Here is a 26,588-nt window from a genome sequence, read left to right as displayed (position 1 = left end):
CGCAGTTATAGTGCCGGGACCAGCAGAACCCCAGGGTGAGGCCCCGTACGTGTTGACCCAGACCACCTCCCGGGTGCTCGAACCGAGCGACCTTGACGCCGCGCTCGCGGTCCTCCGCCGCGAGCCGGTCGCGAACGCCTTCGTGGCCTCCCGGGTCCAGGTCGCGGGCCTCGACCCGTGGCGCCTGGGCGGCGAGATGTGGGGCTGGTACGAGGACGGCATGCTCACGTCCCTGTGCTACGCGGGCGCCAACCTCGTCCCCATCTGCGCCACCCCGCGCGCCGTCCGAGCCTTCGCCGACCGCGCCCGCCGGGCCGGCCGCCGCTGCTCCTCCATCGTCGGCCCCGCCGAATCCACCGCCCAGCTGTGGCGGCTGCTGGAGCCGCACTGGGGCCCCGCCCGCGAGGTCCGCTCCCACCAGCCGCTCATGATCACCGACCGCATGCCGGCCGGCATCGCCCCCGACCCCGGCGTCCGCCGCGTCCGCAAGGACGAGATGGAGACGATCATGCCGGCGTGCGTGGCGATGTTCACCGAGGAGGTCGGCGTCTCCCCGCTGTCCGGCGACGGCGGCCTGCTCTACCAGGCCCGGGTCGCCGAACTGGTCGGCTCCGGCCGTTCTTTCGCCCGCGTCGACGAGCAGGGCCGGGTCGTGTTCAAGGCGGAGATCGGCGCGGCGACCCCCCAGGCCTGCCAGATCCAGGGCGTGTGGGTGGCCCCCGAGTACCGGGGCAAGGGCCTGGCGGCCCCCGGCATGGCGGCGGTGCTGCGCTACGCCCTGGCGGACGTGGCCCCCCTCGTCAGCCTGTACGTCAACGACTTCAACACGGCGGCGAGAAGGACGTACCGCAGGGTGGGCTTCCAAGAGGTGGGAGCTTTCATGAGCGTGCTGTTTTGACCTCCCTGTACCCTCCCGGCATGGACCTCGTGATCGGCCCCCTGGACCTCGCAGCCCACGTCGACGAGGCCCTGGCCGTCCAAGCCCTCGCCTTCGGACTCGGCCCGGACGAAGTCGCCGTACGCCGCCAGATCGTCCAGCGCCACATGCAGTACCAGGGCGCACGGGCCCTCGGCGCCACCAGCCGGGGGCGGCTGGTCGGGTTCGTCTACGGCATGCCCAACAGCCGTACCCACTGGTGGTCCACCGTCGTGGAGCCCTACCTCCGCGCGGGCGGCAACGACTTCTGGCTCGACGACTCCTTCGTCATCACCGAGCTGCACGTCCACCCCGGCCACCAGAACCGCGGCATCGGCCGGCGCCTGATCACCACCATCACCGACACCGCCGCCGAGCCCCGCTCGATCCTCTCCGCGATCGACACCGACAGCCCCGCCCGCGGCCTCTACCACTCCCTCGGCTATGTCGACCTCGCCCGCCAGGTGCACTTCCCGAGCGCGCCCCGGCCGTACGCGGTGATGGGCGCCCCGCTGCCGCTCCGCAGGCGTTAACCGATTTCCACCGGCCCGTCCAGCCCGGATAACCTCCTGCCAACACCTCCCCCACTCTCGGCTTCGCTCGAGCGGGGGGACCCCCACCCGGCAGGAGTACGAGAACCATGGCGAACGCACCGGTCCAGCGCATGTCCCAGTTGATGGCGAAGACGCTGCGCGACGACCCGGCGGACGCCGAGGTCCTCAGCCACAAGCTCCTCGTCCGCGCCGGCTACGTCCGCCGTACGGCCGCCGGCATCTGGAGCTGGCTGCCCCTCGGCAAGAAGGTCCTGGCCAACGTCGAGCGCATCGTCCGCGAGGAGATGGACGCCATCGGCGCGCAGGAGGTCTCGCTGCCGGCCCTGCTGCCGCGCGAGCCCTACGAGGCCACCGGCCGCTGGGACGAGTACGGCCAGGAGCTGTTCCGGCTCAAGGACCGCAAGGGCGGCGACTACCTCCTGGGCCCCACCCACGAGGAGATCTTCACCCTCCTGGTCAAGGACCAGTGCACGTCCTACAAGGACCTGCCGGTGATCCTCTACCAGATCCAGTCCAAGTTCCGTGACGAGGCCCGTCCCCGCGCCGGCATCCTGCGCGGCCGCGAGTTCCTGATGAAGGACTCGTACTCCTTCGACACGGAGGACGAGGGCCTCGCCCAGTCCTACGCCCTGCACCGCCAGGCCTACCAGCGGGTCTTCGAGCGCCTCGGTCTGGACTACCGCATCTGCGCGGCCACCGCGGGCGCCATGGGCGGCTCCAAGTCCGAGGAGTTCCTCGCCCCGGCCGAGGCCGGCGAGGACACCTTCGCGGACTGCCCCAACTGCGACTTCGCGGCCAACACCGAGGCGATCACCTACGCGCTGCAGGCGGTCGACGGCTCGGCCGTCCCCGCGGCGGAGGAGATCCCCACCCCCGACACCCCGACCATCGAGACCCTGGCCGCGTCCCTCGGCGTCCCGGCCTCCGCCACGCTGAAGAACCTGCTGGTCAAGGTGGACGGCGAGATCGTCGCCGTGGGCGTGCCCGGCGACCGTGAGGTGGACATGGGCAAGGTCGAGGCGCACTTCGCCCCGGCCGTCGTCGAGATGGTCACCGAGGCGGACTTCGCCGAGCGCTCCGACCTGGTCCGCGGCTACGTCGGCCCGCAGGGCCTGGGCGAGAAGGTCACGTACATCGCCGACCCGCGCGTGGCGCCCGGCACCGCCTGGATCACCGGCGCCAACAAGGCGCACACGCACGCGAAGAACGTCGTCGCCGGCCGTGACTTCGAGGTCGACGCGTACGTGGACGTCGTCGTGGTGCAGGAGGGCGACCCCTGCCCGAAGTGCGGCACCGGCCTGAAGCTGGACCGCGCCATCGAGATCGGCCACATCTTCCAGCTGGGCCGCAAGTACGCCGACGCGCTCAAGCTGGACGTGCTCGGCCAGAACGGCAAGCCGGTCCGCGTCACCATGGGCTCCTACGGCATCGGCGTCTCCCGCGCCGTCGCCGCGCTCGCCGAGCAGTCCGCCGACGACAAGGGCCTGGTGTGGTCCAAGGAGGTCGCCCCGGCCGACGTGCACGTGGTCGCCGCGGGCAAGGCGCTGCAGACGGAGCTGGCGCTCGACGTCGCCGAGAAGCTCGCCGCGGCGGGTGCGCGCGTCCTGGTGGACGACCGGGCGGGGGTCTCCCCGGGCGTGAAGTTCACCGACGCCGAGCTGATCGGTGTCCCGCAGATCCTGGTCGCCGGCCGCCGCTCCGGCGAGGGCGTCGTGGAGCTGAAGGACCGCAGGACCGGTGAGCGCGAGGAACTGCCCGTCGAGGAAGCGATCGCCCGCCTGACGGCCTGACGGCCCGCCCCGACCGAGCGACCGCCACGCCTCCGCAAGGAGCGCGGCGGTCGCTCGGCGTGCGGCTGGCAGGCCGCGGCGCTGTGCCCCACGCCGGGACCGTCCGCCGCGCGGCTCCCCGGCGTGCGTGCGCCTCACCGGACCCGGGCCTGCCCGACCGCGACCTCCGGACCGAGGCCGGCCCCAGAAGGGGCGCGGGGAACTGCGCGAGCAGCCACGACGAACCCTGCGCCCACATGACGTCCCGCGCCACCCCGGACGGACCCGCGCCACCCCGGACGGACCCGCGCCACCCCGGACTGACCCGCTCCGGCCCACGCTGGGCCGATTCGGCTTCCTCCGGACCGCCCCGCCGGAGCGTCCTAGAGCCAGCCGGCGAACTCGAGCAGCAGCTCCCCGTCCTTCGGCCGCCCAACCCGCAGCGCGCGTACGCCGGACTCCACCGCCCGGAACAGCGTCCACCCCCGAAGCCGCTCCTGATCCACCTCCAGCGACTCCGCGAGCCGCTTGATCCGGCGCCGGGTGATGGACGGGCCGGACGGCGACGCGATCAGGTCCTCCACCCGGTCCCGGACCAGCCGCGCCAGGTCGAAGGCGCTCTCGCCGACCACCGGGTCCGGGCCCACCGCGAGCCACGGCATCCGCTCGCCCGCGAGCACCTTGCTCTGCCGGAACGTGCCGTGCAGCAGCAGGTGCGCGGGCGGCTCGGCCAGCAGCTCCGTACGGGCGGCGAGCGCCGACTCCACCAGGGGGGCAGTCTCCGGCTCGGTCCCGGCGCTCGCCCGCATGGCCACCGCCTGCCGTCCCGTGCGCTCGGCCACCGTCTCGAAGACGTGCCCGGCCGGCGGCTCGACCCACAGCCTGCGCAGCGTCCCCGCCGCCTCCAGCAGCGCCTTCGCCTCCGGCAGCGACCGCACCGACACGTCCGGGTGCAGCCGCTCCAGCAGCAGCGCCCCGTCGTCCGCGTCGGCCTCCAGCAGCTGTACGGCGCCCAGCCCCGCCCAGTGCGCCAGTGCCGCGCGCTCGCTCTCCGGGCGGGCCCGGGACGGCGCCAGCTTCAGCACGGCCGGGGTGCCGTCCGGCCGCCGCACGAGCACCACCAGGCTGCTGCGCCCGCCCGGCACCTGCACCCGCTCGACGGTCAACTCGCGCCGGCCGACGGCCCGCTCGGCCACCGTGGGCAGCTGCGCCAGCCAGTCGTCCCCGGCCGGTGCCGTCTCACCGAGCGCACGCACCAGGCGCGGCGGCGGTTCGAAACCCATGCGCGAGTCGTTCCCTTCCTGTCGAGGCCCTGCCGTGAAAGCCGGCCCTGCCCTACCGCTGCCTAGCGCTTCGCCGAGGCGGAGGCCGACGGGGTCGTGCCGGCCGCGCCCGTCTGCTCACCGGACCGCTCCGCGAGCCCAGGGAAGGCTACGCTCTCCCCGCCCCAGCGCACCGCCCGGACGGTGGCCTCACGCAGCGCCGCGGCGGCATCGGCCCGGCGCTCCGCGGTCGCCGCCCGCACCAGGTCCGAGTACACCCCGGCCACCCGCTCCTCCAGCCGCGCGGCCAGCCGCACCGCGGCCGTCCCGTCCTGCACCGGGAACGGCAGCGCGTACGCCGCGCTCGCGGCGACCGGAGCGCCGCCCAGGTCCCGCACCGCGCGCACCAGCGCGTCCCGGCGCGCCCGGTGGGCGTCGTACGCCGCCCGCGCCTCGGCCCGGCGCCGCTCGCCGATCCGCCCGCCGACGACGCCGTACCCGTACACCGTCGCGTGCTCCGCCGCCAGCGCCGCCTGCAGCGCGGTCATCTCGGCCTGTCCGGCCTGCTCCGTCCCGTCGCTCACCGGGCCCCCTCCGTCAGCAGGTACGCGTGCGCGGCCCCGGCCGCCGCGACCGACGCCAGCAGCCGCGCCAGGTCGCCCGGCGCCTTCAGCAGGTCCTCGGCGCGCTGGTCGGCCAGGGCGCGCTCGGCGGCCGCCAGCCCGGCGACGGCGTCCTTCTCGGCGGCCGGGACGGGGGTGGCGGAGGCCCGGGCCGTGGCCGTGACGGTCGCCGTGGCGGCGTCCGTCGCGCCCTCCTCGAAGGCCGCCGCGTGCGCGGCCACCTGCGCCCGCAGCGGGCGCAGCCGGTCCGCCAGCCCGGGATGCGCGGCGAGCACGGCGTCGTACCGCTGAAGCAGCCCGTGGCTGTCCCGGGCCGCACGCGCGCGTGCCCGGGCGGCGGCCGAGGGGCCGTCGTCGCCGGAGTCCGGACCGGCCGAGCAGCCCACCAGCAGGGCGGCACCGGCGGCCGAGGCGAGCAGGGATCTTCTGCGCGGTCCCGAGCGGGTGCGCGGCGGTGGGGGATACGGCACTGCGGGCGTCCTCGGGAACTCGTACGGAGGGAACGGCGAGGGCGGCACAGCCGACGGGCGGCGCACCCGTGATCACCGTACCCGCGTGCCCGGTGCCCACCACTCACCGGCACCGCCCGGCCACGGGTGGACGGCATCAGTCCCCGCGACCGGATACCCTTTGACCAGACACGCGACCCATCCCACAACAGCACACGCGGCCGAGGAGTCACCCGGATGAGCACCACCCAGAGCGAGAGGCTGCGAGAGCTGCTCGAACCGCTCGTCACCTCTCAGGGGCTGGATCTCGAAGAGATCGCCGTGGACTCCGTAGGACGCAAGCGGGTGCTGCGCGTGGTCGTCGACTCCGACACCGGGGCCGATCTGGACGCCATCGCCGATGTGAGCCGTGCGCTCTCGGCGAAGCTCGACGAGACCGACGCGATGGGCGACGCGGCCTACGACCTGGAGGTCGGAACCCCCGGCGCCGAGCGCTCCCTCACCGAGCACCGGCACTTCGTGCGCGCCACCGACCGGCTGGTGAAGTTCCAGCTGGCCGAGGACGGCGAACTGGTCGCGCGGATCCTGAAGGTCGACGACGAGGGCATCGACGTCGAGGTCCCCGGGGTCAAGGGCCGCAAGGCCACCAGCCGCAGACTCGCCTTCCCGGAGATCGAGAAGGCGCGCGTGCAGGTCGAGTTCAACCGCAAGGACAAGAAGGACATGAAGGAAGAGGAGGAGGCGTAGCCGTGGACATCGACATGAGCGCCCTGCGGGGCTTGGTCAGGGAGAAGGAGATCTCCTTCTCCCTGCTGGTCGAGGCGATCGAATCGGCCCTCCTCATCGCCTACCACCGCACCGAGGGAAGCCGCCGACACGCGCGCGTGGAGCTCAACCGGGAGACCGGGCACGTGACCGTGTGGGCGAAGGAGGACCCCGAGGACCTCGAGGAGGGCCAGGAGGCCCGCGAGTTCGACGACACCCCGTCCGGATTCGGCCGTATCGCCGCCACCACCGCCAAGCAGGTGATCCTGCAGCGGCTGCGTGACGCCGAGGACGACGCGACGCTCGGTGAGTACGCCGGCCGCGAGGGCGACATCGTCACCGGCGTGGTCCAGCAGGGCCGCGACCCGAAGAACGTGCTCGTGGACATCGGCAAGCTGGAGGCCATCCTGCCGGTGCAGGAGCAGGTTCCCGGCGAGACCTACCCGCACGGCATGCGGCTGCGCTCGTACGTCGTGCGCGTGGCCAAGGGCGTGCGCGGCCCCTCCGTGACCCTCTCCCGTACGCACCCCAACCTGGTGAAGAAGCTCTTCGCCCTGGAGGTGCCGGAGATCGCCGACGGCTCGGTGGAGATCGCGGCGATCGCCCGTGAGGCCGGTCACCGTACGAAGATCGCCGTACGGTCCACCCGTACGGGCCTGAACGCCAAGGGCGCCTGCATCGGCCCCATGGGCGGCCGGGTGCGCAATGTGATGGGCGAGCTGAACGGCGAGAAGATCGACATCGTCGACTGGTCGGACGATCCGGCCGAGATGGTCGCGAACGCCCTGTCACCCGCTCGGGTGAGCAAGGTGGAAGTCGTCGACATGGCCGCCCGCTCCGCCCGGGTGATCGTGCCGGACTACCAGCTGTCGCTGGCGATCGGCAAGGAGGGCCAGAACGCCCGCCTCGCCGCCCGGCTCACCGGCTGGCGCATCGACATCCGGCCCGACACCGAGCAGCCCGGGGAATAGTTCCGAGCCGTTTGCCGCTGAGATCACGACAACAACCGTTCGATTCTTGCCCCAAAGGGGTGAGGTCGCTACGGGGAGGTAGACTTATCCGTGTCTGGCCGGACGCACACCCGAGCATGCCCTGAACGCACCTGTGTGGGGTGCCGGGAGCGGGCGGCCAAGGACGATCTCCTGCGGATCGTGAGGATCGAGGACGCGTGCGCCCCCGATCCTCGCGGTACGCTGCCCGGCCGGGGTGCCTATGTGCACCCCGCCCTGGTCTGTCTCGACCAGGCGGTACGCCGCCGGGCGTTCTCGCGGGCACTGCGCGCCCCGGGAGCGCTCGACACAAAGGCGTTGCGCCAACACGTCGAGCGGACAACAGTTGCCGAGCAGGCAACGCTGTAAGACATGCCGCACGGAACCCCGCGCGGCCTGGTACCTCGCGAGTCGAAAGCAGGTCGAGATTGCGATGAGCACTCGATGAGTACGCGATGAGTACGCCCATGAACTAGCGACGGTCCGGCTTCAACCCGGACCTCAAAGGAGCGAAGTGGCTAAGGTCCGGGTCTACGAACTCGCCAAGGAGTTCGGTGTCGAGAGCAAGGTCGTCATGGCCAAGCTCCAGGAACTCGGTGAATTCGTCCGTTCGGCGTCTTCGACGATCGAAGCGCCGGTTGTACGTAAGCTGACCGACGCCTTCCAGGGCGGTGGCAAGTCCTCCGGGAAGCCCGCCCCGCGCAAGGCGTCCCCCAAGCCCGCCGCGCCCTCTCCGGCGCAGGCGGCCCGTCCGGCTGCCCCGAAGCCGGCGGCCCCCAAGCCCCCGACGGCGCCCGCTGCCCAGCAGCCGGCCGCCCCGTCGGCTCCCTCGGCGCCCGCGCCGGCCCCGGGCCCGCGTCCGGTTCCGGGTCCGAAGCCCGCGCCGCGTCCGGCCCCGGCCGCTCCGGAGTTCACCGCTCCGCCGGCCGCTCCGGCAGCGCAGGCCCCGCAGGCCCCGCAGGCCCCGGCCGCGCAGGGTCCGCGTCCCGGCGCCCGTCCGGGTGCCCCGAAGCCCGGCGGCCGTCCGGCCGGCGGTCAGGGTCAGGGTCAGGGCCGTCCCGGTCAGGGTGGCGCGCGTCCCGGTGGTCAGGCCCCGCGTCCGGGTGCCCGTCCGGCCGGCCCGCGTCCGGGTAACAACCCCTTCACGTCCGGTGGCAACGCCGGCATGGCGCGCCCGCAGGCGCCCCGTCCGCAGGGCGGCCCGCGTCCGGGCGGCCCCGGTGCCCCCGGCGCCGGTCCCCGTCCGCAGGCGCCCGGCGCCCAGGGCGGCGGTCCGCGTCCCCAGGCTCCGGGCGGTTCCCGTCCGTCGCCGTCCGGCATGCCCCGTCCGCAGGGCGGTCCGCGTCCCGGCCCGGCCGGTCCGCGCCCGAACCCCGGCATGATGCCGCAGCGTCCGGCTGCCGGCCCGCGTCCCGGTGGCGGTGGCCCCGGCGGCCGTGGCCCCGGTGGCGGCGGTCGTCCCGGTGGCGGCGGCGGTCGTCCGGGCGGCGGCGGCTTCGCCGGTCGTCCCGGTGGCGGTGGCGGCGGCTTCGCCGGCCGTCCCGGTGCTCCCGGTGGCGGTGGCGGCGGTTTCGCCGGCCGTCCCGGTGGTCCCGGTGGTGGCGGCGGCGGTCGTCCCGGCTTCGGTGGCCGTCCGGGTGGTCCCGGTGGCCGCGGTGGCACGCAGGGCGCCTTCGGCCGTCCCGGTGGCCCCGCGCGTCGTGGCCGCAAGTCGAAGCGGCAGAGGCGCCAGGAGTACGAGGCCATGCAGGCCCCGAGCGTCGGCGGCGTGATGCTGCCGCGCGGCAACGGCGAGGCCATCCGCCTCTCCCGCGGCGCGTCGCTCACGGACTTCGCGGAGAAGATCAACGCCAACCCGGCGTCGCTCGTCGCGGTCATGATGAACCTCGGCGAGATGGTCACGGCCACGCAGTCCGTCTCCGACGAGACGCTGCAGCTCCTCGCGGGCGAGATGAACTACACGGTTCAGATCGTCAGCCCCGAGGAGGAGGACCGCGAGCTGCTCGAGTCCTTCGACATCGAGTTCGGCGAGGACGAGGGCGACGAGGAGGACCTGGTGGTCCGCCCGCCGGTCGTCACCGTCATGGGTCACGTCGACCACGGTAAGACCCGACTGCTCGACGCCATCCGCAAGACGAACGTCATCGCGGGCGAGGCCGGCGGCATCACCCAGCACATCGGTGCCTACCAGGTCGCGACCGAGGTCAACGACGAAGAGCGCAAGATCACCTTCATCGACACCCCGGGTCACGAGGCGTTCACCGCCATGCGTGCCCGTGGTGCGAAGTCGACCGACATCGCGATCCTGGTCGTCGCGGCCAACGACGGCGTCATGCCGCAGACGGTCGAGGCGCTCAACCACGCCAAGGCGGCCGACGTGCCGATCGTGGTCGCGGTCAACAAGATCGACGTCGAGGGTGCCGACCCGACCAAGGTGCGCGGTCAGCTGACCGAGTACGGCCTGGTGGCCGAGGAGTACGGCGGCGACACGATGTTCGTCGACATCTCCGCCAAGCAGGGTCTGCACATCGACTCGCTGCTGGAGGCCGTGGTCCTCACGGCCGACGCCTCGCTCGACCTGCGGGCCAACCCGCACCAGGACGCGCAGGGCATCTCGATCGAGTCCCGTCTCGACCGCGGCCGTGGTGCCGTGGCGACGGTCCTCGTCCAGCGAGGCACGCTGCGGGTCGGCGACACGATGGTCGTGGGCGACGCCTACGGCCGAGTGCGCGCCATGCTCGACGACAACGGCAACAACGTCGCCGAGGCCGGTCCGTCCACGCCGGTCCAGGTCCTGGGCCTGACCAACGTCCCGGGCGCGGGCGACAACTTCCTGGTGGTCGACGAGGACCGTACGGCCCGTCAGATCGCCGAGAAGCGTGCCGCCCGTGAGCGCAACGCCGCCTTCGCCAAGCGCACGCGCCGCGTGTCGCTGGAGGACCTGGACAAGGTCCTGAAGGCCGGCGAGGTCCAGCAGCTGAACCTGATCATCAAGGGTGACGCGTCCGGTTCGGTCGAGGCCCTCGAGTCCTCGCTGCTCCAGCTGGACGTCGGCGAAGAGGTCGACATCCGCGTCCTGCACCGCGGCGTCGGTGCGGTCACGGAGTCCGACATCGACCTGGCGATGGGCTCCGACGCCATCGTGATCGGCTTCAACGTCCGCGCGGCCGGCCGCGCGGCGCAGATGGCCGAGCGCGAGGGTGTGGACGTCCGGTACTACTCGGTCATCTACCAGGCGATCGAGGAGATCGAGGCGGCCCTCAAGGGCATGCTCAAGCCGGAGTACGAAGAGGTCGAGCTGGGTACGGCGGAGATCCGCGAGGTCTTCAAGTCGTCCAAGCTGGGCAACATCGCCGGTGTCCTGGTCCGGTCGGGCGAGGTCAAGCGCAACACCAAGGCGCGCCTCATCCGCGACGGCAAGGTGGTCGCGGAGAACCTCACCATCTCCGGTCTGCGTCGCTTCAAGGACGACGTCACCGAGATCCGCGAAGGGTTCGAGGGCGGTATCAACCTCGGCAACTTCAACGACATCAAGGTCGACGACGTCATCGCGACGTACGAGATGCGGGAGAAGCCGCGGGTGTAACGCCTACGGTCCGTGCCGGCCGACGGGACTCTCGGGTCCCGTCGGCCGGTGCGCCGTTTGCGGCCCCTCGCGGCTCGTACGCACGGTCCACGGAGCGTAATATCCGTCGATCGTGCGGGCCCCTTCGTTGTACGGTTCTTGATGTCCCCGGCCGCACGGATCCGGGGCCATCGATCCCGTACCGGCGGGTGAACCGGCTACACACATGTATGTGGGGACTCTGTCCTTCGACATCCTCCTCGGCGACGTCCACTCGCTGAAGGAAAAGCGCTCCGTCGTCCGCCCGATCGTCGCCGAGCTCCAGCGGAAGTACTCCGTGAGCGCGGCCGAGGTGGACCACATGAACCTCCACCGGCGGGCGATCATCGGCCTTGCCATGGTCTCCGGCGACGCGGCGCACGTCACCGACGTACTGGACCGGTGTGAGCGGCTCGTCGCCGCCCGCCCCGAGGTGGAACTGCTGTCCGTGCGAAGGCGCTTCCACGGCGACGACGACTGACCTGAAGAACGCAAGCAAGAGAAAGAACGGGAGACGGACCAGTGGCCGACAACGCGCGGGCGAAAAGGCTGGCGGACCTCATCCGGGAGGTGGTGGCCCAGAAGCTGCAGCGCGGGATCAAGGACCCGCGGCTCGGCTCGCACGTCACCATCACGGACACTCGGGTCACGGGTGACCTGCGGGAGGCGACCGTCTTCTACACGGTCTACGGCGACGAGGAGGAGCGGCAGGCCGCCGCCGCGGGCCTGGAGAGCGCCAAGGGCATCCTGCGCTCCGAGGTGGGCCGCGCGGCCGGGGTGAAGTTCACGCCGACCCTGACCTTCGTCGCGGACGCCCTGCCGGACACCGCCCGGACCATCGAGGACCTCCTCGACAAGGCCCGGCAGTCCGACGAGAAGGTCCGCGAGGCGGCCACGGGCGCCTCGTACGCCGGCGGCGCCGACCCCTACCGGAAGCCGGCCGACGACGAGACCGACACGGACGGCGACGCCTCGGAATGACCCACAAGCACACCACGCCCGACGGCCTCGTCATCGTCGACAAGCCGTCGGGCTTCACTTCGCACGACGTGGTCGCCAAGATGCGCGGGATCGCGAGGACCCGCCGCGTCGGCCACGCCGGCACCCTGGACCCGATGGCGACCGGCGTCCTGGTCCTCGGGGTCGAGCGCGCCACCAAACTCCTCGGGCACCTCGCGCTCACCGAGAAGGAGTACCTGGGCACCGTCCGCCTGGGCCAGAACACCGTCACCGACGACGCCGAGGGCGAGATCACCTCGTCCACCGACGCCTCCAAGGTGACCCGGGACGCCATCGACGCCGGTATCGCCAAGCTCACCGGCGACATCATGCAGGTGCCGTCCAAGGTCAGCGCCATCAAGATCGACGGCGTCCGGTCCTACAAGCGGGCCCGTGAGGGCGAGGAGTTCGAGATCCCCGCCCGGCCTGTCAGCATCTCGTCCTTCGCGGTGTACGACGTCCGGGACGCGGTCGCCGAGGACGGCACGCCCGTGCTCGACCTGGTCGTGTCGGTGGTCTGCTCCTCCGGCACCTACATCCGCGCCCTCGCCCGTGACCTGGGCGCCGACCTCGGCGTCGGCGGCCACCTCACCGCCCTGCGCCGCACCCGGGTCGGCCCCTACAAGCTGGACGCGGCGAAGACGCTGGACCAGCTGCAGCAGGAGCTGACCGTGATGCCGATCGCCGACGCCGCGACCGCGGCCTTCCGGCGCTGGCAGGTCGACGCCAAGCGGGCCCGGCTGCTGCTGAACGGCGTCCGGCTGGAGATGCCGGAGGAGTACGCGGGCGCCGGTCCCGTGGCCGTCTTCGACACCGAGGGCCGCTTCCTCGCACTCGTCGAGGAGCACCGGGGCAAGGCGAAGAGCCTGGCCGTCTTCGGCTGACCCGTCCCGGGAGCACCACTCGGGTCACCCCTCGCGCTTGTGCCATGGAGCGGGCGTGCTCCGGGTCACCCCTCGCGCTTGTGGCGTGGGGTGGGTGTGACCTGGGCCGGCTCTCGCGCTTGTGGCGTGGGGTGGGTGTGACCTGGGCCGGCTCTCGCGTTTCGGCCGTGGGGTGGGTGTGACCTGGGCCGGCTCTCGCGTTTCCGCCGTGGGGTGGGTGTGACCCGGATCGGCCCCCGCGATTTCCGGCACGGAGCGGGCGGCGCTCGTGCCGCCCCGCGTGCTTCTGCCGTGGAGCGGCGGCCGGCCACGAGATCGGCCCCGGCCGCCGCTCCACGATCCCCCCTCGGTTCCCCCACCCCTAGGGTTATCCAGCAGCCCTCGCCTATTCACCCGACCGGGCAGGCGCTCGGAGTGAACCAGGGGAGCGGAAGGGGGCGCGTTCACCGCGCGATCTGTCCCGCCGATCATCGCGCGCCTACCGTCGACGACAGGGCACGGGGACGGGCGGGGAGGTACGGCCATGGCGGGACGGGGCCCGCGCACCGGAGGCGGGCGCCGGGATCACCAGGACGACGCGGGGGAGCCGGGTCGCTCCGGTCACGCGCGTCGCACGGGCGGTCGCAAGGCGCGGGAGGGACGTGCGACGGAGGGCCGCGCGTTCGGGGAGAGCGTGTACGGAGAGGGCACGTACGGCGGCCCGGGAGCGTACGGCGTTCCGCACACGTACGGCGGTCCGCACACATACAGCGGCTCGGGGGCGTACAGCGGACCGGGCGCGTACGGAGGCCGGGGTGCCGACGAGACCGCCCGGGACACCGGCGAGGAGACCGGTGCCGTCTGCGCCGTGGACACCGGACGCGTCGACGCCGCCCTCGTACGGATCCGCGACCTGGCCGGCCGCCCGCGCGGCGTCGGCTTCCTCGCCGACCACGAGGGCACCCTGCTCACCAGCCACGAGACCGTCGACGGCCTGCCCCGGCTGGTGCTGCACGCCACCGGCGAACGCACCTGCGTGGTCGGCGCCGACGCCGTCACCCCGCTGCCCGGGCTGGACCTCGCCCTGGTGCGGACCGAGGGCCTCGACGTGGAGCCGCTGCCGCTGACCGTGCGGGAGCGGATCGACGCCGGCACCTACGTCCAGGTCGTCGCCGGCTGCTGGCGACAGGCGCGGGTACTGGCCGCCACCGAGGCGACGTACACCGCCACGGACCGCTTCCACCTCCTGGCCGACGCGCTGGAGCTGGCCATCGGCACCGCCGGCCGGGACGCGCTCCGGCTCGGCGGCGGCGCGGCCGGCGGACCGGTGCTCGACGCCCGTACCGGCGCTGTCGTCGGCGTCCTCGGCACCGCCCTGCACACCGCCCGGCGCGACGCGGGCTTCGCGGTCCCGCTGCGGCCCGCCGACGGCGCCCTCGCCGCCCTGCTCGCCCGCAACGCGGCCACCGTCCCCGGCTACGGCGCCGACCTCAACCTCGCCGGCATGCTCCAGCTGACCACGACCTCGGTGGGCCAGGACGGTCCCCCGGGAGCCCTCACCGGCCATCCGGACGGCACCGAGCCGGTCGAACGCGCCGACATCGCGCGGGAACTCGCCGCCTTCACCGACGGCGACCGGCCCGTGCTCGCACTGGTCGGTGCCCCGGGCAGCGGCCGTACGACGGAACTCGCCGCCCTCGCCGCCCGCCGCACCCGGGGCGAGCGGCCCGCTCCCACGCTGTGGCTGCGCGGCGCCGATCTGACGGACACCGACGGCTCGGTGGCCGACGCCGCCCGGCGCGCCCTGGCGCGTGCCGCCCGGATCGTCGCCGCCTCCCGTTCCGTCCGGCCCGAAGACCTCGGTGACGTCACCCCCGAACACCTGGCCCGGCTCGCGGCCCGGGCCGGACGCCCGTTGCTGCTCCTCCTCGACGGCCCCGAGGAGATGCCCCCGGTCCTCGCCCACCGCCTGCCCGAGTGGACCCGGGGCACGGCGGACTGGCTGCGCGAGACCGGTGCCCGCCTGGTGGTGGCCTGCCGGGAGGAACACTGGGAACGCGCCGGGAAGGCGTTCGTCCCGGCCGGGCCCGCCGTTCCGGTGGGCGGCGACGAGCCGGAGTGCGTGCCCGGAGACGCTGCCGTGGCGGCGGGCGAGGGCGTGGGCGACGGCGAGGACGCGGGCGGAGGCAGAGACGGAGGCGTGGGGCCGGGCGGCGCCGGTGGCCCGCTGCCGGCCTGTGTGCGGGTCGGCGACCTCAGCGACGACGAGGGACGGCGGGCCCGGGCCCGCTACGGGATCCCGGACGGCGTGCTCGCCGAACGGGACGCCCGGCACCCGCTCACACTCCGGCTGCTGTCCGAGGTCCGGTCGGCCGTTCCCGACGCCGCCGTCACCGGCCCCCTCGACCGGCACGACGTCTTCGCCGCCTACCTCGACCTGATGTGCCTGCGCGTGGCGGTCCGCCTCGCCGCCGCCGGCGGGCTGCGCGGTACGGCCGTACGACGGCTCGCGGCGCGGGTGGCCGGGCAGGTGCACGAGGCCGCCCGGCGCAGCCTCGGCCCGGGGCAGGGCGAGCTGGACCGCGAGTCGTTCGAGGCGGTGTTCCCCTGGGGCCCGGCCCCGGCCCGGCTCGGCGGCGGCACCGGCTGGGCCTCCGCCGTCCTCACCGAGGGCCTCCTCGTGCCGGCCGGCGACGGCTACCGCTTCGCCCACGAGGACCTGGCCGACTGGATCCAGGGCATGCACCTGGACCTGGACGAGGCACTGCGCGCCCTGGTGCACCGCGCGAGCGAGCCGTGCGGCACCCACCGCCCCGTCCCCGTGCCGCACCACCGCGTCGGCCCCGTCGTACAGTCCCTGCTGCTCCTGGCCCGCCAGCAGGGTGTCCACCAACTCTGCGCGCGCCTGGAGGAGTTGGTCGACGCGCTGGACCACGACACCGGCTCCTGGTGGGCCGCCAGGCTGCTCGCCCGGACCCTGCTCCAGGTCCCGGACGCGAGGCCGTACACCGACGTGCTGTGCCTGCTCGCCGACCGCGTCGTCGCCTGGCGCCGCGCCCGGCGCCCCGTGCCGGCCGAGTTCGGCCCCGCCTTCTGGACCGCGCTGCCCCTCACCGACGCCGAGCGCCTCGACCTGCTGCGCCCGCTGGTGCTGGCGGACGCGGCGCCGCCCACAGAGGGCGACCGCTACCTGGACGCCGTCGCCCAACTTCTCGCCGCCGCCCCGGACGCCGTGCAGCCCCTGCTCACCCGCTGGTTCGACGACGAGCGGCCGTTGCCCGCGACGCCGCACGCCACCGTGGCCACCGCGGCACAGGCGCTGCTGCACACCCACCGGCACGGCGCCCTGGACGGGCTCACCGAGGTGCTGGTGGCCTGCGCCCACCGGCGCGCCGACGAACTGCTCGGTGTCCTCGCCGAGGAGGAGCCGTCGGCCGTCTGCCGGGCGGTCGACCGCTGGGCGCACGACGAACGCCCCGCCCGCCGGGTGGCGGCGGTGGCGTTCGGGCTGCGCGCGGCGCCGCACGTGCGCTCCGAGGCGGACCGCGGGCTGCTGCGCTACGCCGCCCTCGCCCTGCTCGCCCGCCCAGCCGACTGCACCCTGCACGGCGGTGCCCTGGGTGTGCTGGTCCGCGACCCGCACACCCGCGACCGGTACCTGCCCGCCGCCCTGCGCCACTTCGCCGACGGTGACCCGCAGTTCCCGCCGAGCGCCCTGGTCCCGGCCCTGACCACACACCCGGAACCGGTCCTGGAGGCGTTCCGCGCCCGTCTGCGCGCCCCGGACGCCGGCGGCCCGGAGTCCGGGGCGGCCCTGCGCACCCTCGCCGAGGTCACCACCCCGGCCCTCGCCGGCAGGGTCGCCGCCCTGGTCCGGGAGGCGGTGCGGCTGCGCCCGGAGACCGCCGGACATGTCGCCGGCTATGTCGACCGCGGCCTCGAACAGGGCCCCACCGCCCGCCCGGTCCTGCTGCCCCTCGTCACCGGCCTGCTCGACGGCGGCCCGGAGCCGGTCCGGGCGGCCTTGGCCACCGTCCTGGCCGCCGCCGGCACGCCCGCCTCGCGCCCGCTCCGCCGCGAGCTGCTGGAGTTCCTGCTCGCCCGGGAGCAGGACCCGGCCGTCCTGGACGCCGTCCTGCACGCGGCGGTGGCCCCGGGGGACGAGGCGGGGGAGGGGACAGGAGAGGGGGCGGGGGCCCCGTCCCCGGACGAGGACCGCGACCGGTGCGGGGACGGCCTGAGCAGGGACGGCCTGAGCGGGGACGGCCTGAACGGGGACGGCCTGAACGGGCACGGGTACCGCCGGGAGGACGAGATCCGGGGCCTGATCCACCGCACCGGGCTGCTCCTCGTCCGCACGCCCGAGGGTGCCACCCGTTTCGACCGCGGTCTGGTCGAGCTCGGCCGGCACGTGCCCGGTTTCGCCGCGCGCATGGCCGGCTGGCTGACCGACGCCCCCGACGACTGGGCCGCCGTGGTGGGCCCCAGTGCCCGCCGCATGATCGAGAACCTGGCGGGCGTACGGGTGCCGGCCTGAGCGGGCGGGGACGCGCGCGTGCGGGTCCGAGCGGGCATGGGGCGTACGGGAACCGGACCGTGCGGCACCGTGGAACGTGCGCCCCGTCACAGCCCCCATGCCGATGCCGGCGCGGAGCACCCGGCATGGCACCCTTAGACCTGCACAACGAGGTCAAGGTAGATACGGACACGGGTTCGAGGAGCGGTCACAGTGCAGCGCTGGCGTGGCTTGGAGGACATCCCCCAGGACTGGGGGCGCAGCGTCGTCACCATCGGTTCGTACGACGGCGTCCACCGCGGCCACCAGCTGATCATCGAGCACGCCGTCGGCCGCGCGCGCGAACTGGGCGTCCCGGCGGTCGTGGTGACCTTCGACCCGCACCCCAGCGAGGTGGTCCGCCCCGGCAGCCACCCGCCGCTGCTCGCCCCGCACCACCGCCGTGCCGAACTGATGGCCGAGCTGGGCGTCGACGCGGTGCTCGTCCTCCCGTTCACCACCGAGTTCTCGAAGCTCTCGCCCGCCGAGTTCGTGGTGAAGGTCCTGGTGGACAAGCTGCACGCCAAGGCGGTCGTGGAGGGCCCGAACTTCCGCTTCGGCCATAAGGCGGCCGGCACCGTCGAGTTCCTCACCGAACAGGGCAAGGTCTACGACTTCGAGGTCGAGGTCGTCGACCTGTACGTCACCGGTGACGCGGGCGGCGGCGAGCCGTTCTCCTCCACGCTGACCCGCCGCCTGGTCGCCGAGGGCGATGTCGCGGGCGCCCGCGAGATCCTGGGCCGCCCGCACCGCGTGGAGGGCGTCGTCGTCCGCGGCGCCCAGCGCGGCCGGGAACTGGGCTTCCCGACGGCCAACGTCGAGACGCTCCCGCACACCGCCATCCCCGCCGACGGCGTGTACGCCGGATATCTGCACGTCGAGGGCGAGGCCATGCCGGCCGCGATCTCCGTCGGGACGAACCCGCAGTTCGACGGCACCGAGCGCACGGTGGAGGCGTACGCCATCGACCGCGTCGGCCTCGATCTGTACGGCCTGCACGTCGCCGTCGACTTCCTCGCGTACGTGCGCGGCCAGGCGAAGTTCGAGACGCTGGAAGCCCTGCTGGAGCAGATGGCCGTGGACGTGAAGCGCTGCCGGGAGATCGTCGCCGCCGAGGCGTAGGTCTCGCGCCCCGCAGCGCGGACACGGCGAAACCGAGACACGGATCAACGAAACGGAGAAGGGCGGCCGGTGCGTCGAGCACCGGCCGCCCTTCGTCGTGCCGGCCTACTGCTGCTGGGGCGGGGCCTGCGGCGGCTGCTGGCCCTGCGGCGGCTGGGGATAGCCGTACGGCTGGCCGGGCTGCTGCGGCGGGTACGGCTGCTGGTCCGGCGCCGCCTGCGGATGGGGCTGCTGCCCCGGGGCGGCCTGCGGGTAGGGCTGCTGGCCCGGCGCGGCCTGCGGGTACGGCTGGCCCTGCTGGCCCGGCGCCGCCTGTCCGTAGGGCTGCTGGCCCGGAACCTGCGGGTACGGCTGGCCCTGCTGGGCCGGGTAGGGCTGCTGGCCCGGAGCGTACGGCTGGGCCTGCGGATGGGGCTGGCCCTGCGGATGGGGCTGCTCCTGCGGATAGGGCTGGTCCTGCGGATAGGGCTGTCCCGGCATCGGCTGGCCCGGCATGGGCTGAGCCGGCATCGAATGGCCCGGCATCGGCGGGGCGGCCACCGGCGGCGGGTTGCCGTCGCTCGTCCACAGCCCGTGCGCCTGCTGGTGGCGGGTGAAGTCCTCGGCGACCAGCGCGGCCAGGTTGAAGTACGCCTCGCGCGTCTTCGGCCGCATCATGTCGAGGTCGACCTCGGCACCGGCGGCCAGATGCTCGTCGAAGGGCACGACCACGACCGCGCGGGTCCGGGTCTCGAAGTGCGACACGATGTCATCGACCTTGATCATCTTGCCGGTCTCGCGGACCCCGGAGATCACGGTGAGGGACCGGGAGACCAGGTCGGCGTACCCGTGCGCGGACAGCCAGTCCAACGTCGTACTGGCGCTGCTCGCACCGTCCACGGACGGCGTCGAGATGATGATGAGCTGGTCCGCGAGGTCGAGCACGCCGCGCATGGCGCTGTACAGCAGACCGGTGCCCGAGTCGGTCAGGATGACCGGGTACTGCCGGCCGAGAACGTCGATCGCGCGCCGGTAGTCCTCGTCGTTGAACGTGGTCGAGACCGCCGGGTCCACGTCGTTGGCGATGATCTCCAGCCCGGACGGCGCCTGGGAGGTGAACCGCCGGATGTCCATGTACGAGTTGAGGTACGGGATCGCCTGGACGAGGTCACGGATGGTGGCCCCGGTCTCCCGGCGCACCCGTCGGCCGAGCGTTCCGGCGTCCGGGTTGGCGTCGATGGCGAGGATCTTGTCCTGCCGTTCGGTGGCGAGGGTCGAGCCGAGCGCGGTCGTCGTGGTGGTCTTGCCGACGCCGCCCTTGAGGCTGATGACCGCTATCCGGTAGCAGGACAGCACCGGCGTACGGATCAGCTCCAGCTTGCGCTGCCGCTCGGCCTCCTCCTTCTTGCCGCCGAGCTTGAACCGGCCGCTCGCCGCCGTGGGCCGTCCGCTCTTCGCCTTCTGCCTCTTGTTGTTGAGCAGCCGGTCCGCGGACAGCTCGACGGCAGCCGTGTAACCGAGCGGCGCGGCACCGGGGTTGGTCGGCTGCCGCTGGTCGTGCTGCACGGGCTGCGGCCACGCGGCACCGGAGCGGGGGTCAACCGGCGCCTGCGGGGCCTGGGACGCGTCGGGGGCGACGGCCGGGCCACTGCCGTCCGGGCTCTGCGGGGGCTGGGGGAAGCCGTAACCGCCCTGCGGCGCGGGGGGAGTGGGCGCGCCGGGCTGCGGGAAGCCGTAACCGCCGGGCGGTGTGGGGGCGTTGGGGTTCGGCTGGGGCGCCGGGGGCTGGGGGAAGCCGTAACCACCCTGCTGTGCCGGGGGAGTGGGCACGCCGGGCTGCGGGAAGCCGTAACCGCCGGGCGGTGTCGGGCCGTTGGGGGTCGGCTGCGGGCCGGCCGCCGGCGAGGTGGGCTGGTTCGGCTGGTTCAGTTGGCTGGGCTGGTTGGGCTGGTTGGGCTGGTTCCACGCGGCGGGCGCGGGCTGCGGCGCCTGCGGCTGGAAGGGCGGCTGCTGGCCGGGTGCGCCGGCCGGACCCTGAGCGGGTCCGCCTGACGGTCCCTGGCCGGGTGCGCCTGCCGGTGCCTGACCGGTCGGCCGCGGTTGCTCACCGGGCATCGGTCCGGGCTGCTGCGGGGCGGTCGGCTGCGGCGCGGGCTGCCCGGTCTGCGCGGGCCACTGGGCCGCGGGAGCCGGTGCGGCGGGCTGGTACGAGGGAGGCAGCGGGGGCATCCCGGCCTGCGGCGCGGGCGGCGGGGTCCAGCCGGGCTGGGCACCCTGGGGACCCGGGGGAACGGGCGGTACGGCGGAGTGCGGGACACCGGGACCGGCCTGAGGGACGCCGGGCTGCTGAACACCGGGCGCCGGGGCGCCGGGGTGGGCCGCGGCGGGCTGAGGGAAGCCGGAGCCGCCCGGCTGCGGGGCACCGGTCTGCGGGACGCCCGGCTGCTGGGCGTCAGTGTGCGGCGCGGCGGCGGGCTGGGCAACGGCGTCCGAGACACCGTCACCCGGGGTGCTGTCACCTGCGGTGCCGTCACCCGTGGTGCGTTCACCCGGCATGCCGTGAGACGGAGTGCTGTCCTGCGGCGCGCCCGGCTCAGGCGCGGTGCCCGCGCTCACGGCACCCGCGGCCACGGCGCCCGAGGTCTCCGGGACGTCGTAAGGCGCCGCGTCGGACTGCGCCGGGTCGGACTGCATCGGGTCGGCCTGCGCCGCGTCGGCGGGGCCCTCCGGGGCGTCGGGACGTACGGCGTCGGCGGCACCGCCCTCGCCGGCGGCCTTCTCGGCGACGCCCTCCTCGGAGGCGGTGTTCTCGGCGACGGTCTTCTCGTCCGCGGTCGGCTCCGCGGTACCCGGCGCGGCCGAGCCCTCGGTGGCGTCCGCCGGGCCACTCTCGCCCTGCTCCTCGGCCCCGCCGGACGGAGAGCCCTCGGCGTCGGCGGTCTCCGCGACGGCGTCCTCCCGCGTGGCGGCCTCGCCGCCGGACTCCCCGGCGCTCGCACCCTCGACGGAGCCCTCGGTCCCGAGCGTGTCCGGGGCACCGGCGGATCCCGCGGCATCCGAGGCGCCGGCGGCCGTGACGTCAGACGCGTCCGGGGCACCGGCGGAACCCGTGGCTTCGGAGCTGTCCGGGGCACCAGTGGAACCCAAGGCGCCGGAGGCGTCCGGCGCCCCGGCGGAGCCCTCGGCACCGGAGACGGCCCCGGTGCCCTCCTGGCCCGCCGCGGCAGAGCCTGCCGCCGGGCCCTCGCCCGCGGGCCCGTCCGGCTTCCCGAGCGCTGACGCGCGCTCGGCGATCTCGGCCATCTGGCGCTTCAGGGCGACGGCGGAGAACCGCATGGTCGCCCCGCTCTCCAGGTCACCGTTGTCCGGCTCCGGCTCCGGCTCCGGCCCGACCGCGGCGGACGCGGCCGGCGCGTCCCGCCGGTCGGACTGGGGCTGCTGCGGCTCGAAGCCCTCGGGCAGCTGCACCGGGACGGGCTGGCCGGCCGGAGGCGTGGGCTGCGCGGCCGGGGCGTACGGAGCACCCTCGGCGGGAGCCGGGGGAGCGTAGGGGCCGTTGGGCGCGGGCGCGGGCACCGGCGGGGCGTAGGGCGTGCCCTGCGGCGGAGTGAACGGGTGCCCCTGCGCGGGCGGTGCGTAGGGGGCACCCTGCGGCCCGGTGAACGGAGTGCCCTGCGGAGGGGTGCCCGTCGGCTGGGCGGCCGGCGGTGGCGTAGGAGCCGACGGGAACGACGGCACCCCGGAGGCGGCCGGAGCGCCCGGGTCACCGACGGCACCGGAGCCGCTCGGCCCGCCGAAACCGCTCACGCCCGCGGAGCCGGCCGGGGCGCCGGAGCCCCCCGAAGTGCCGGACGCGTTCTGCGTGTACCAGGCGGGGGGAGCGTAGTCGATGGTGAACTCGCCGGTGGTCTCGACGGCCTCCGCGTCGGGCTGGTCATCGCCGGGTGTGTCCCAGCCCCCGCGCATCCCGTCCCGATCGCTGCTCACAGTTCCTCCTGGTGTGGTCGAGCACCCTCATGCCGTGCCGGGGCGACCATGTCGTGTCGTACCGAGTCGTCCGTAGTCGTTCGGGGCAGTCCGGTTCACCGGTCCTCCCCCAGGACACCGACACCCGGGTCCACGGGTCCTGTCATCGCGCCCGCACCCAGCCTAATCACCATGAGCCACACCTCGGCAGGCCCGCCCGTCTCTCCGCACCCGACCACCAGGTCACCGCACGTCCGGAGAACGCCGCCACGGCCGTGGAACCGCACACGACACCCTGAATAAAAGGGACAGGGAAGGGCAGTTCAGTCCATCCGTCGAGGCGTGCCCAACAATCCGATCTCGGCGTCGGTGGGTTGCGTCAGCACGTACTGCCGGTCACGGTCGGTGCACCACAGGGTGACGCCGTCGGGCAGCGCCGGCAGCGACTCCACCTCGGTCCGCGACAGCCCCATCGTGCGCCCCAGTTCGCCCGCCTCGTCCGGCGACACCCGCTGGATGCCGGCGAGCCGCGCCTGCCGCAGCAGCCGGGGCGCCACAGGGCTCAGATACGGCAGCAGGGTCAGCACCGACTGCCAGGGCCCGGACACCACCCGGCCGCGCGGGGGCCGCATACCGCAGTCCCGCACCACGAGCACCGGCGTACCGGCCGAGGCGCCCTGCGGCGGGACCCGACCGACCTCGTACACGGAAAGTCCGTTCTGCCCGCCGCCCATGGCGTGCACCATCTGCATCCACGCCTGCGGCCGTCCGGTCTCCACGGCGACCCGGGCACCGGTGGCCGCCGAGCGCAGCGCCAGCACCTGCGCGGTCCACAGGCCGCCGATCAGGACGACGTCGTACGGGGTGGGGCGGTTGATGCCCAGCACGGCCGGCTGGCCCTCGGCGTCGACACCGGCCACCACGCCGTCGTCTCCGATGGGCAGGGCGAGCAGGTCCAGTTGCTGCGCGGACAGCCCGTGCCGGCCGTGCCGGGGCCCGATCAGACCGAGCCCGTTCCGCAGCCGCTCGACCGTCCGCCGCGTCCCGGACGGCTCCTGCGTCCCCCGCCCGGGCGCGCCCGGCGCCGGAGCGGTCGTGGGAATCGTCGTCACCGCACACCTCCGAGGGGCAGAGTGGCCAGCATGCCGGGCAGCTGCTCACGGTCGAGCCGGGCCAGGCCGGCTCCGGACTGCCGGGCCGCTCCCTCCAACGCGCGCCGCGCCGCCACGAGTTCGTCGTCGCTGCGGCCGGTCACCCGCAGGTGCCCGCACAGCGACACCTCCTGCCGCTCCCCGCGTGCGAGCGTCAGGCTGAAGGTGGTCGCCAGGGCCGGTATCGCCGTGACCCCGGCGACGAACTGCGGCAGGGACTCGGCCCGGCCGCCGCCCAGCTGGGGCCATCGGCGCACCCAGTACGTGGTGTGCCGCCGGTTGTCGCAGCGCCAGCTGCGCCCGGACTCCTCCGTGCGCCGCTCCCGGGTCTCGCTGCGCCCCGCCTCGGCGGTGACCAGCGGGTTGGCGCACGCCGAGGTGGCGAGAGCCGCGACCAGCTCCTCCTCGTCCAGCACCCGCGCCCGGAACCCGGCGCCGGCCAGCCGGCTCGCCAGATGGTCCGCGACCCGCACGACGCACTTCTGCGCCCCCTCGGGACCGCCGCCGCGGGCGGCCACGGCCTCCGCGCACAGCTCGGGGTCGAGCTTCAGCGCGATCCAGGTGATGCGCACCGCCGGGGCGCCGGTCTGCTCCTGCAACGGCAGGTAGTTGGCGACGGCCACGGACTGCTGGGGCAGGTGCAGCGCGGGCGCCGGCTGGGTGTGCAGCACGATCTGGGCCGACTCCAGGCGGATGCCGTCCACCTCCAGCGCGTCCCGCACCAGGCCCAGCGGCAGCGGCTGGCGGGTCCGCTCGGCCCGCAGCGCGGTCGCGTCGGCCTCCACCTGCAGCACGGCCGTGACGAACGTGCCGTCCCCGACGATGCCGACCGGACGCCGGTCACGCGCGCCGTACGAGTTCGTACGCAGGGCAGGCTCGCACTCCACCGCCGGGACCAGTCCGGGTTCCGTGCCCGGCGGTATCGGGGTGTTGGCGGCCCGCTTCTGCCGCGCCCGCAGCTCCCGCGCGGTGGCCAGCCACTCCGGCAGGGACCGGCCCCGCCGCCGTACGAAGGCCACCAGGACCAGCAGCAGCGCGACCACCGCGGCCGGCACCAGGGCCGCCATGCCGATGGCCCAGCCGACCAGCAGCACCGCCGCCGCCAGCTCCACCAGCACGAGCCGTTGCAAACGGAACGAGCCGGCCCGGCCCGGCCGCTGCCTGAGGCCGAGCGCGACCTGCTGCCGCTCCCCGCCGCGCTGGGCGGACCCCTGGCGCGGCGGCGTCCCGGACCCGGCCGCACCACCTCGTGCCGCCGACCGGCCGCGCGCCCGCGTCCGTGTTCCGGAAGCCATCACTCCATCCCCCCGATTTGCTCACAACTCGCTGGAACCAGGCCACTGAACAAGGCCCTTGAGGGCCCAGGTACCCTACCCGCTCCACGAGACCCGCTCCGTACCAGGCATAGTAGGGGCCGGGTCCGACAACGGAGGGCGGGGGAGCGTGGTCCCCGGGCGCGCTCCGCGTGAGACACGGGGAGAAACAGGCACAGATGGCATCTCGGCGGGACCAACTCAACGCCTACACCTTCGCGAAGCGCCGCATGCTCGCGTCGTTCGTGCAGTCGTCACCGGATGGCTCCGACGAGGGGGCGCCCCGGCCGCTGCGCGCGATCCTGCCCAGCGCGATCGTCGGCGTGATCGTGCTGGCCGCCTTCGGCGCCTGGGGCATGTTCAAGCCGACCGCGCCGGAGGGCTGGGACAAGCCGGGGCAGAAGGTGATCATCGCCAGCAAGTCCACCACCCGGTACGTCGTGCTGGAGACGAAGCACAAGGTCCAGCTCCACCCGGTCCTCAACATGGCGTCGGCCAAGCTCGTCCTCGACACCCAGAGCGACGTCGACGTCGTCACCGTCGACGAGTCGATCCTCGACAACGGCAAGATCCCGCACGGTGTCACCATCGGTATCCCCTACGCCCCCGACCGGCTGCCCTCCGGCAAGGAGGCGGGCGCGGCCAAGCAGTGGGCCGTCTGCGAACGCCCGAGCGGCAGCGGCAGCTCCATCCAGAAGGCCGCGTTCGTCCTGGCCGCCCGGGACCAGGACAAGCTCCAGGGCACCAGGGAGAAGCTGCACGGCGGCGAACTCCTCTACGTCGCCACCCCGGACAAGAAGCAGTACGTCGTCGACGCGCAGGGCCGCGACTACCCGGTGGACGCCGACGACAGACTGCTGCTCCAGACCCTCGTGGGCGCCGACAGCACACCGCAGCAGGTGACCAAGGAGTGGATCGAGACCCTGCACGCCGGCGACGAGATCGACTTCCCGCCGGTCACCGGTGTCCCCGGCGCCGCCGCCAACGCCCCCGGCCAGCTGGACGAACAGGCCAACCGCGTCGGCATGGTGCTCCGGGCGCCGGTCAACGGCCAGGAGGAGTACTTCGTCGTACTCCCCGGCCGGGTCGCCCCCGTCTCCGACTTCGTCGCCCAGCTCCTGCTCACCAGTGAAAACCTCGTGAAGCTCAATCAGGCCGGACACGCCCTCGAGGTCAGCGCGGGCGCCATCACCCGGGGCGCGCCGTTCGCCGCCGAGCACAAGTGGCCCACGGAGAAGCCCAAAGCGGTCAACAGCCCCTCCACGGCCGACGGCAGCCGCAACACCGTCTGCAACGTCCTGAACCACGTCGACCCCGACAACGGCGAGACCACCCTGAGCACCTGGGCCGGCACCGACTTCCCGGCCGTCCTGCCCACCGGCTCCTCCAGCGCGTACGTCACCGCCGGCTCCGGCCAGCTGTACCGCCAGTTCCAGGGCTCGAAGACCACGGTCGGCGGCGTGTTCCTGGTCACCGACACCGGCTTGCGCTACGCCCTGCAGTCCAACGACGACAGCGCCGGCGACGACCAGGGCATCGGCGTCTCGGCCAAGAAGCGCAAGGAACTCCAGCAGGAGGCCAAGCTGGCGCAGACCCGCCTCGGCTACGCCGACGTGCGCCCCGCCCCCATCCCCGCGCCCTGGTCGGAGTTCCTGCCGACCGGCCCCCGCCTGTCGACCGCGGCGGCCCGCCAGCCGCAGGGCTCCTGA

General features: G+C 74.1%; 19 protein-coding genes. 13 read left to right on the top strand and 6 right to left on the bottom strand.

Features of this window, described 5'->3' with window-relative positions; all coding sequences use genetic code 11:
* Nucleotides 1-49: 49 nt before the first annotated feature.
* From FHS34_RS27575 to FHS34_RS27565, 3 genes are all read left to right on the top strand, one after another.
* Nucleotides 50-898: a GNAT family N-acetyltransferase gene (locus FHS34_RS27575; protein ID WP_184970238.1), complete on the top strand. Its 849-nt coding sequence runs from the start codon at nucleotides 50-52 to the stop codon at nucleotides 896-898.
* A 20-nt stretch (nucleotides 899-918) separates the two neighbouring features.
* Nucleotides 919-1,449 carry a GNAT family N-acetyltransferase gene (locus FHS34_RS27570; RefSeq protein WP_184970236.1) on the top strand — a complete coding sequence of 177 codons (531 nt, stop codon included), beginning with the start codon at nucleotides 919-921 and terminating at the stop codon, nucleotides 1,447-1,449.
* Nucleotides 1,450-1,556: 107 nt separating this feature from the next.
* Nucleotides 1,557-3,260, top strand: coding sequence for a proline--tRNA ligase (locus FHS34_RS27565; protein WP_184970234.1), 1,704 nt, complete (start codon nucleotides 1,557-1,559; stop codon nucleotides 3,258-3,260).
* A 362-nt stretch (nucleotides 3,261-3,622) separates the two neighbouring features.
* Here FHS34_RS27565 and FHS34_RS27560 read toward each other — a convergent pair whose 3' ends face one another.
* The 3 genes from FHS34_RS27560 to FHS34_RS27550 all read right to left on the bottom strand — a co-directional run bounded on the left by FHS34_RS27560 (nucleotide 3,623) and on the right by FHS34_RS27550 (nucleotide 5,594).
* On the bottom strand, nucleotides 3,623-4,522 hold the full coding sequence (locus tag FHS34_RS27560; RefSeq protein WP_184970231.1) for an aminoglycoside phosphotransferase family protein: 900 nt from the start codon (nucleotides 4,520-4,522) through the stop codon (nucleotides 3,623-3,625).
* A gap of 62 nt (nucleotides 4,523-4,584) precedes the next feature.
* The gene (locus FHS34_RS27555; protein WP_184970686.1) at nucleotides 4,585-5,049 is read right to left on the bottom strand and encodes a ferritin-like domain-containing protein; all 465 of its coding nucleotides are present in this window, start codon (nucleotides 5,047-5,049) and stop codon (nucleotides 4,585-4,587) included.
* Between the two features lie 32 nt (nucleotides 5,050-5,081).
* A complete protein-coding gene (locus FHS34_RS27550) occupies nucleotides 5,082-5,594 on the bottom strand; it encodes a hypothetical protein (RefSeq protein ID WP_184970229.1) in 513 nt (170 codons plus the stop codon).
* 216 nt (nucleotides 5,595-5,810) lie between these two features.
* Between FHS34_RS27550 and rimP the strand changes: the two genes are divergently transcribed.
* The 9 genes from rimP (at nucleotide 5,811) to FHS34_RS27505 (ending at nucleotide 18,470) form a co-directional block, all read left to right on the top strand.
* Nucleotides 5,811-6,320, top strand: coding sequence for a ribosome maturation factor RimP (gene rimP / locus FHS34_RS27545; RefSeq protein WP_184970227.1), 510 nt, complete (start codon nucleotides 5,811-5,813; stop codon nucleotides 6,318-6,320).
* Between the two features lie 2 nt (nucleotides 6,321-6,322).
* Nucleotides 6,323-7,309: a transcription termination factor NusA gene (nusA, locus tag FHS34_RS27540; protein ID WP_184970225.1), complete on the top strand. Its 987-nt coding sequence runs from the start codon at nucleotides 6,323-6,325 to the stop codon at nucleotides 7,307-7,309.
* Nucleotides 7,310-7,399: 90 nt separating this feature from the next.
* On the top strand, nucleotides 7,400-7,696 hold the full coding sequence (locus tag FHS34_RS27535) for a YlxR family protein (RefSeq protein ID WP_184970223.1): 297 nt from the start codon (nucleotides 7,400-7,402) through the stop codon (nucleotides 7,694-7,696).
* Between the two features lie 145 nt (nucleotides 7,697-7,841).
* Nucleotides 7,842-10,913, top strand: a complete 3,072-nt coding sequence (gene infB, locus FHS34_RS43850) for a translation initiation factor IF-2 (protein WP_184970221.1) — start codon at nucleotides 7,842-7,844, stop codon at nucleotides 10,911-10,913.
* Between the two features lie 205 nt (nucleotides 10,914-11,118).
* Nucleotides 11,119-11,412 (top strand): DUF503 domain-containing protein, encoded by a 294-nt coding sequence (locus tag FHS34_RS27525; RefSeq protein WP_184970219.1) that lies wholly within the window; start codon nucleotides 11,119-11,121, stop codon nucleotides 11,410-11,412.
* Nucleotides 11,413-11,453: 41 nt separating this feature from the next.
* Nucleotides 11,454-11,912 carry a 30S ribosome-binding factor RbfA gene (gene rbfA, locus FHS34_RS27520; protein WP_184970217.1) on the top strand — a complete coding sequence of 153 codons (459 nt, stop codon included), beginning with the start codon at nucleotides 11,454-11,456 and terminating at the stop codon, nucleotides 11,910-11,912.
* On the top strand, nucleotides 11,909-12,814 hold the full coding sequence (gene truB / locus FHS34_RS27515; protein WP_184970214.1) for a tRNA pseudouridine(55) synthase TruB: 906 nt from the start codon (nucleotides 11,909-11,911) through the stop codon (nucleotides 12,812-12,814). Before rbfA ends, truB begins: the two co-directional genes overlap by 4 nt.
* 523 nt (nucleotides 12,815-13,337) lie before the next feature.
* Nucleotides 13,338-17,330, top strand: coding sequence for a trypsin-like peptidase domain-containing protein (locus FHS34_RS27510; protein ID WP_225817646.1), 3,993 nt, complete (start codon nucleotides 13,338-13,340; stop codon nucleotides 17,328-17,330).
* A 192-nt stretch (nucleotides 17,331-17,522) separates the two neighbouring features.
* Nucleotides 17,523-18,470, top strand: coding sequence for a bifunctional riboflavin kinase/FAD synthetase (locus tag FHS34_RS27505; protein WP_184970212.1), 948 nt, complete (start codon nucleotides 17,523-17,525; stop codon nucleotides 18,468-18,470).
* A 105-nt stretch (nucleotides 18,471-18,575) separates the two neighbouring features.
* Here FHS34_RS27505 and FHS34_RS27500 read toward each other — a convergent pair whose 3' ends face one another.
* The 3 genes from FHS34_RS27500 to eccE form a co-directional block, all read right to left on the bottom strand.
* A complete protein-coding gene (locus tag FHS34_RS27500) occupies nucleotides 18,576-22,436 on the bottom strand; it encodes an SCO5717 family growth-regulating ATPase (protein ID WP_184970210.1) in 3,861 nt (1,286 codons plus the stop codon).
* 302 nt (nucleotides 22,437-22,738) lie between these two features.
* Entirely contained in the window at nucleotides 22,739-23,527 is a 789-nt protein-coding gene (locus tag FHS34_RS27495) for a hypothetical protein (RefSeq protein ID WP_184970208.1), read from the bottom strand.
* Nucleotides 23,524-24,861: a type VII secretion protein EccE gene (gene eccE, locus FHS34_RS27490; protein ID WP_184970206.1), complete on the bottom strand. Its 1,338-nt coding sequence runs from the start codon at nucleotides 24,859-24,861 to the stop codon at nucleotides 23,524-23,526. Before eccE ends, FHS34_RS27495 begins: the two co-directional genes overlap by 4 nt.
* A 197-nt stretch (nucleotides 24,862-25,058) precedes the next feature.
* Here eccE and eccB point away from each other — a divergent pair, with 197 nt between their 5' ends.
* On the top strand, nucleotides 25,059-26,588 hold the full coding sequence (gene eccB, locus FHS34_RS27485; RefSeq protein WP_184970204.1) for a type VII secretion protein EccB: 1,530 nt from the start codon (nucleotides 25,059-25,061) through the stop codon (nucleotides 26,586-26,588).

The sequence above is a fragment of the Streptomyces echinatus genome, assembly GCF_014203595.1.
Classification (GTDB): Bacteria; Actinomycetota; Actinomycetes; order Streptomycetales; family Streptomycetaceae; genus Streptomyces; species Streptomyces echinatus.
This window is presented reverse-complemented; position numbering and strand designations above follow the sequence as displayed.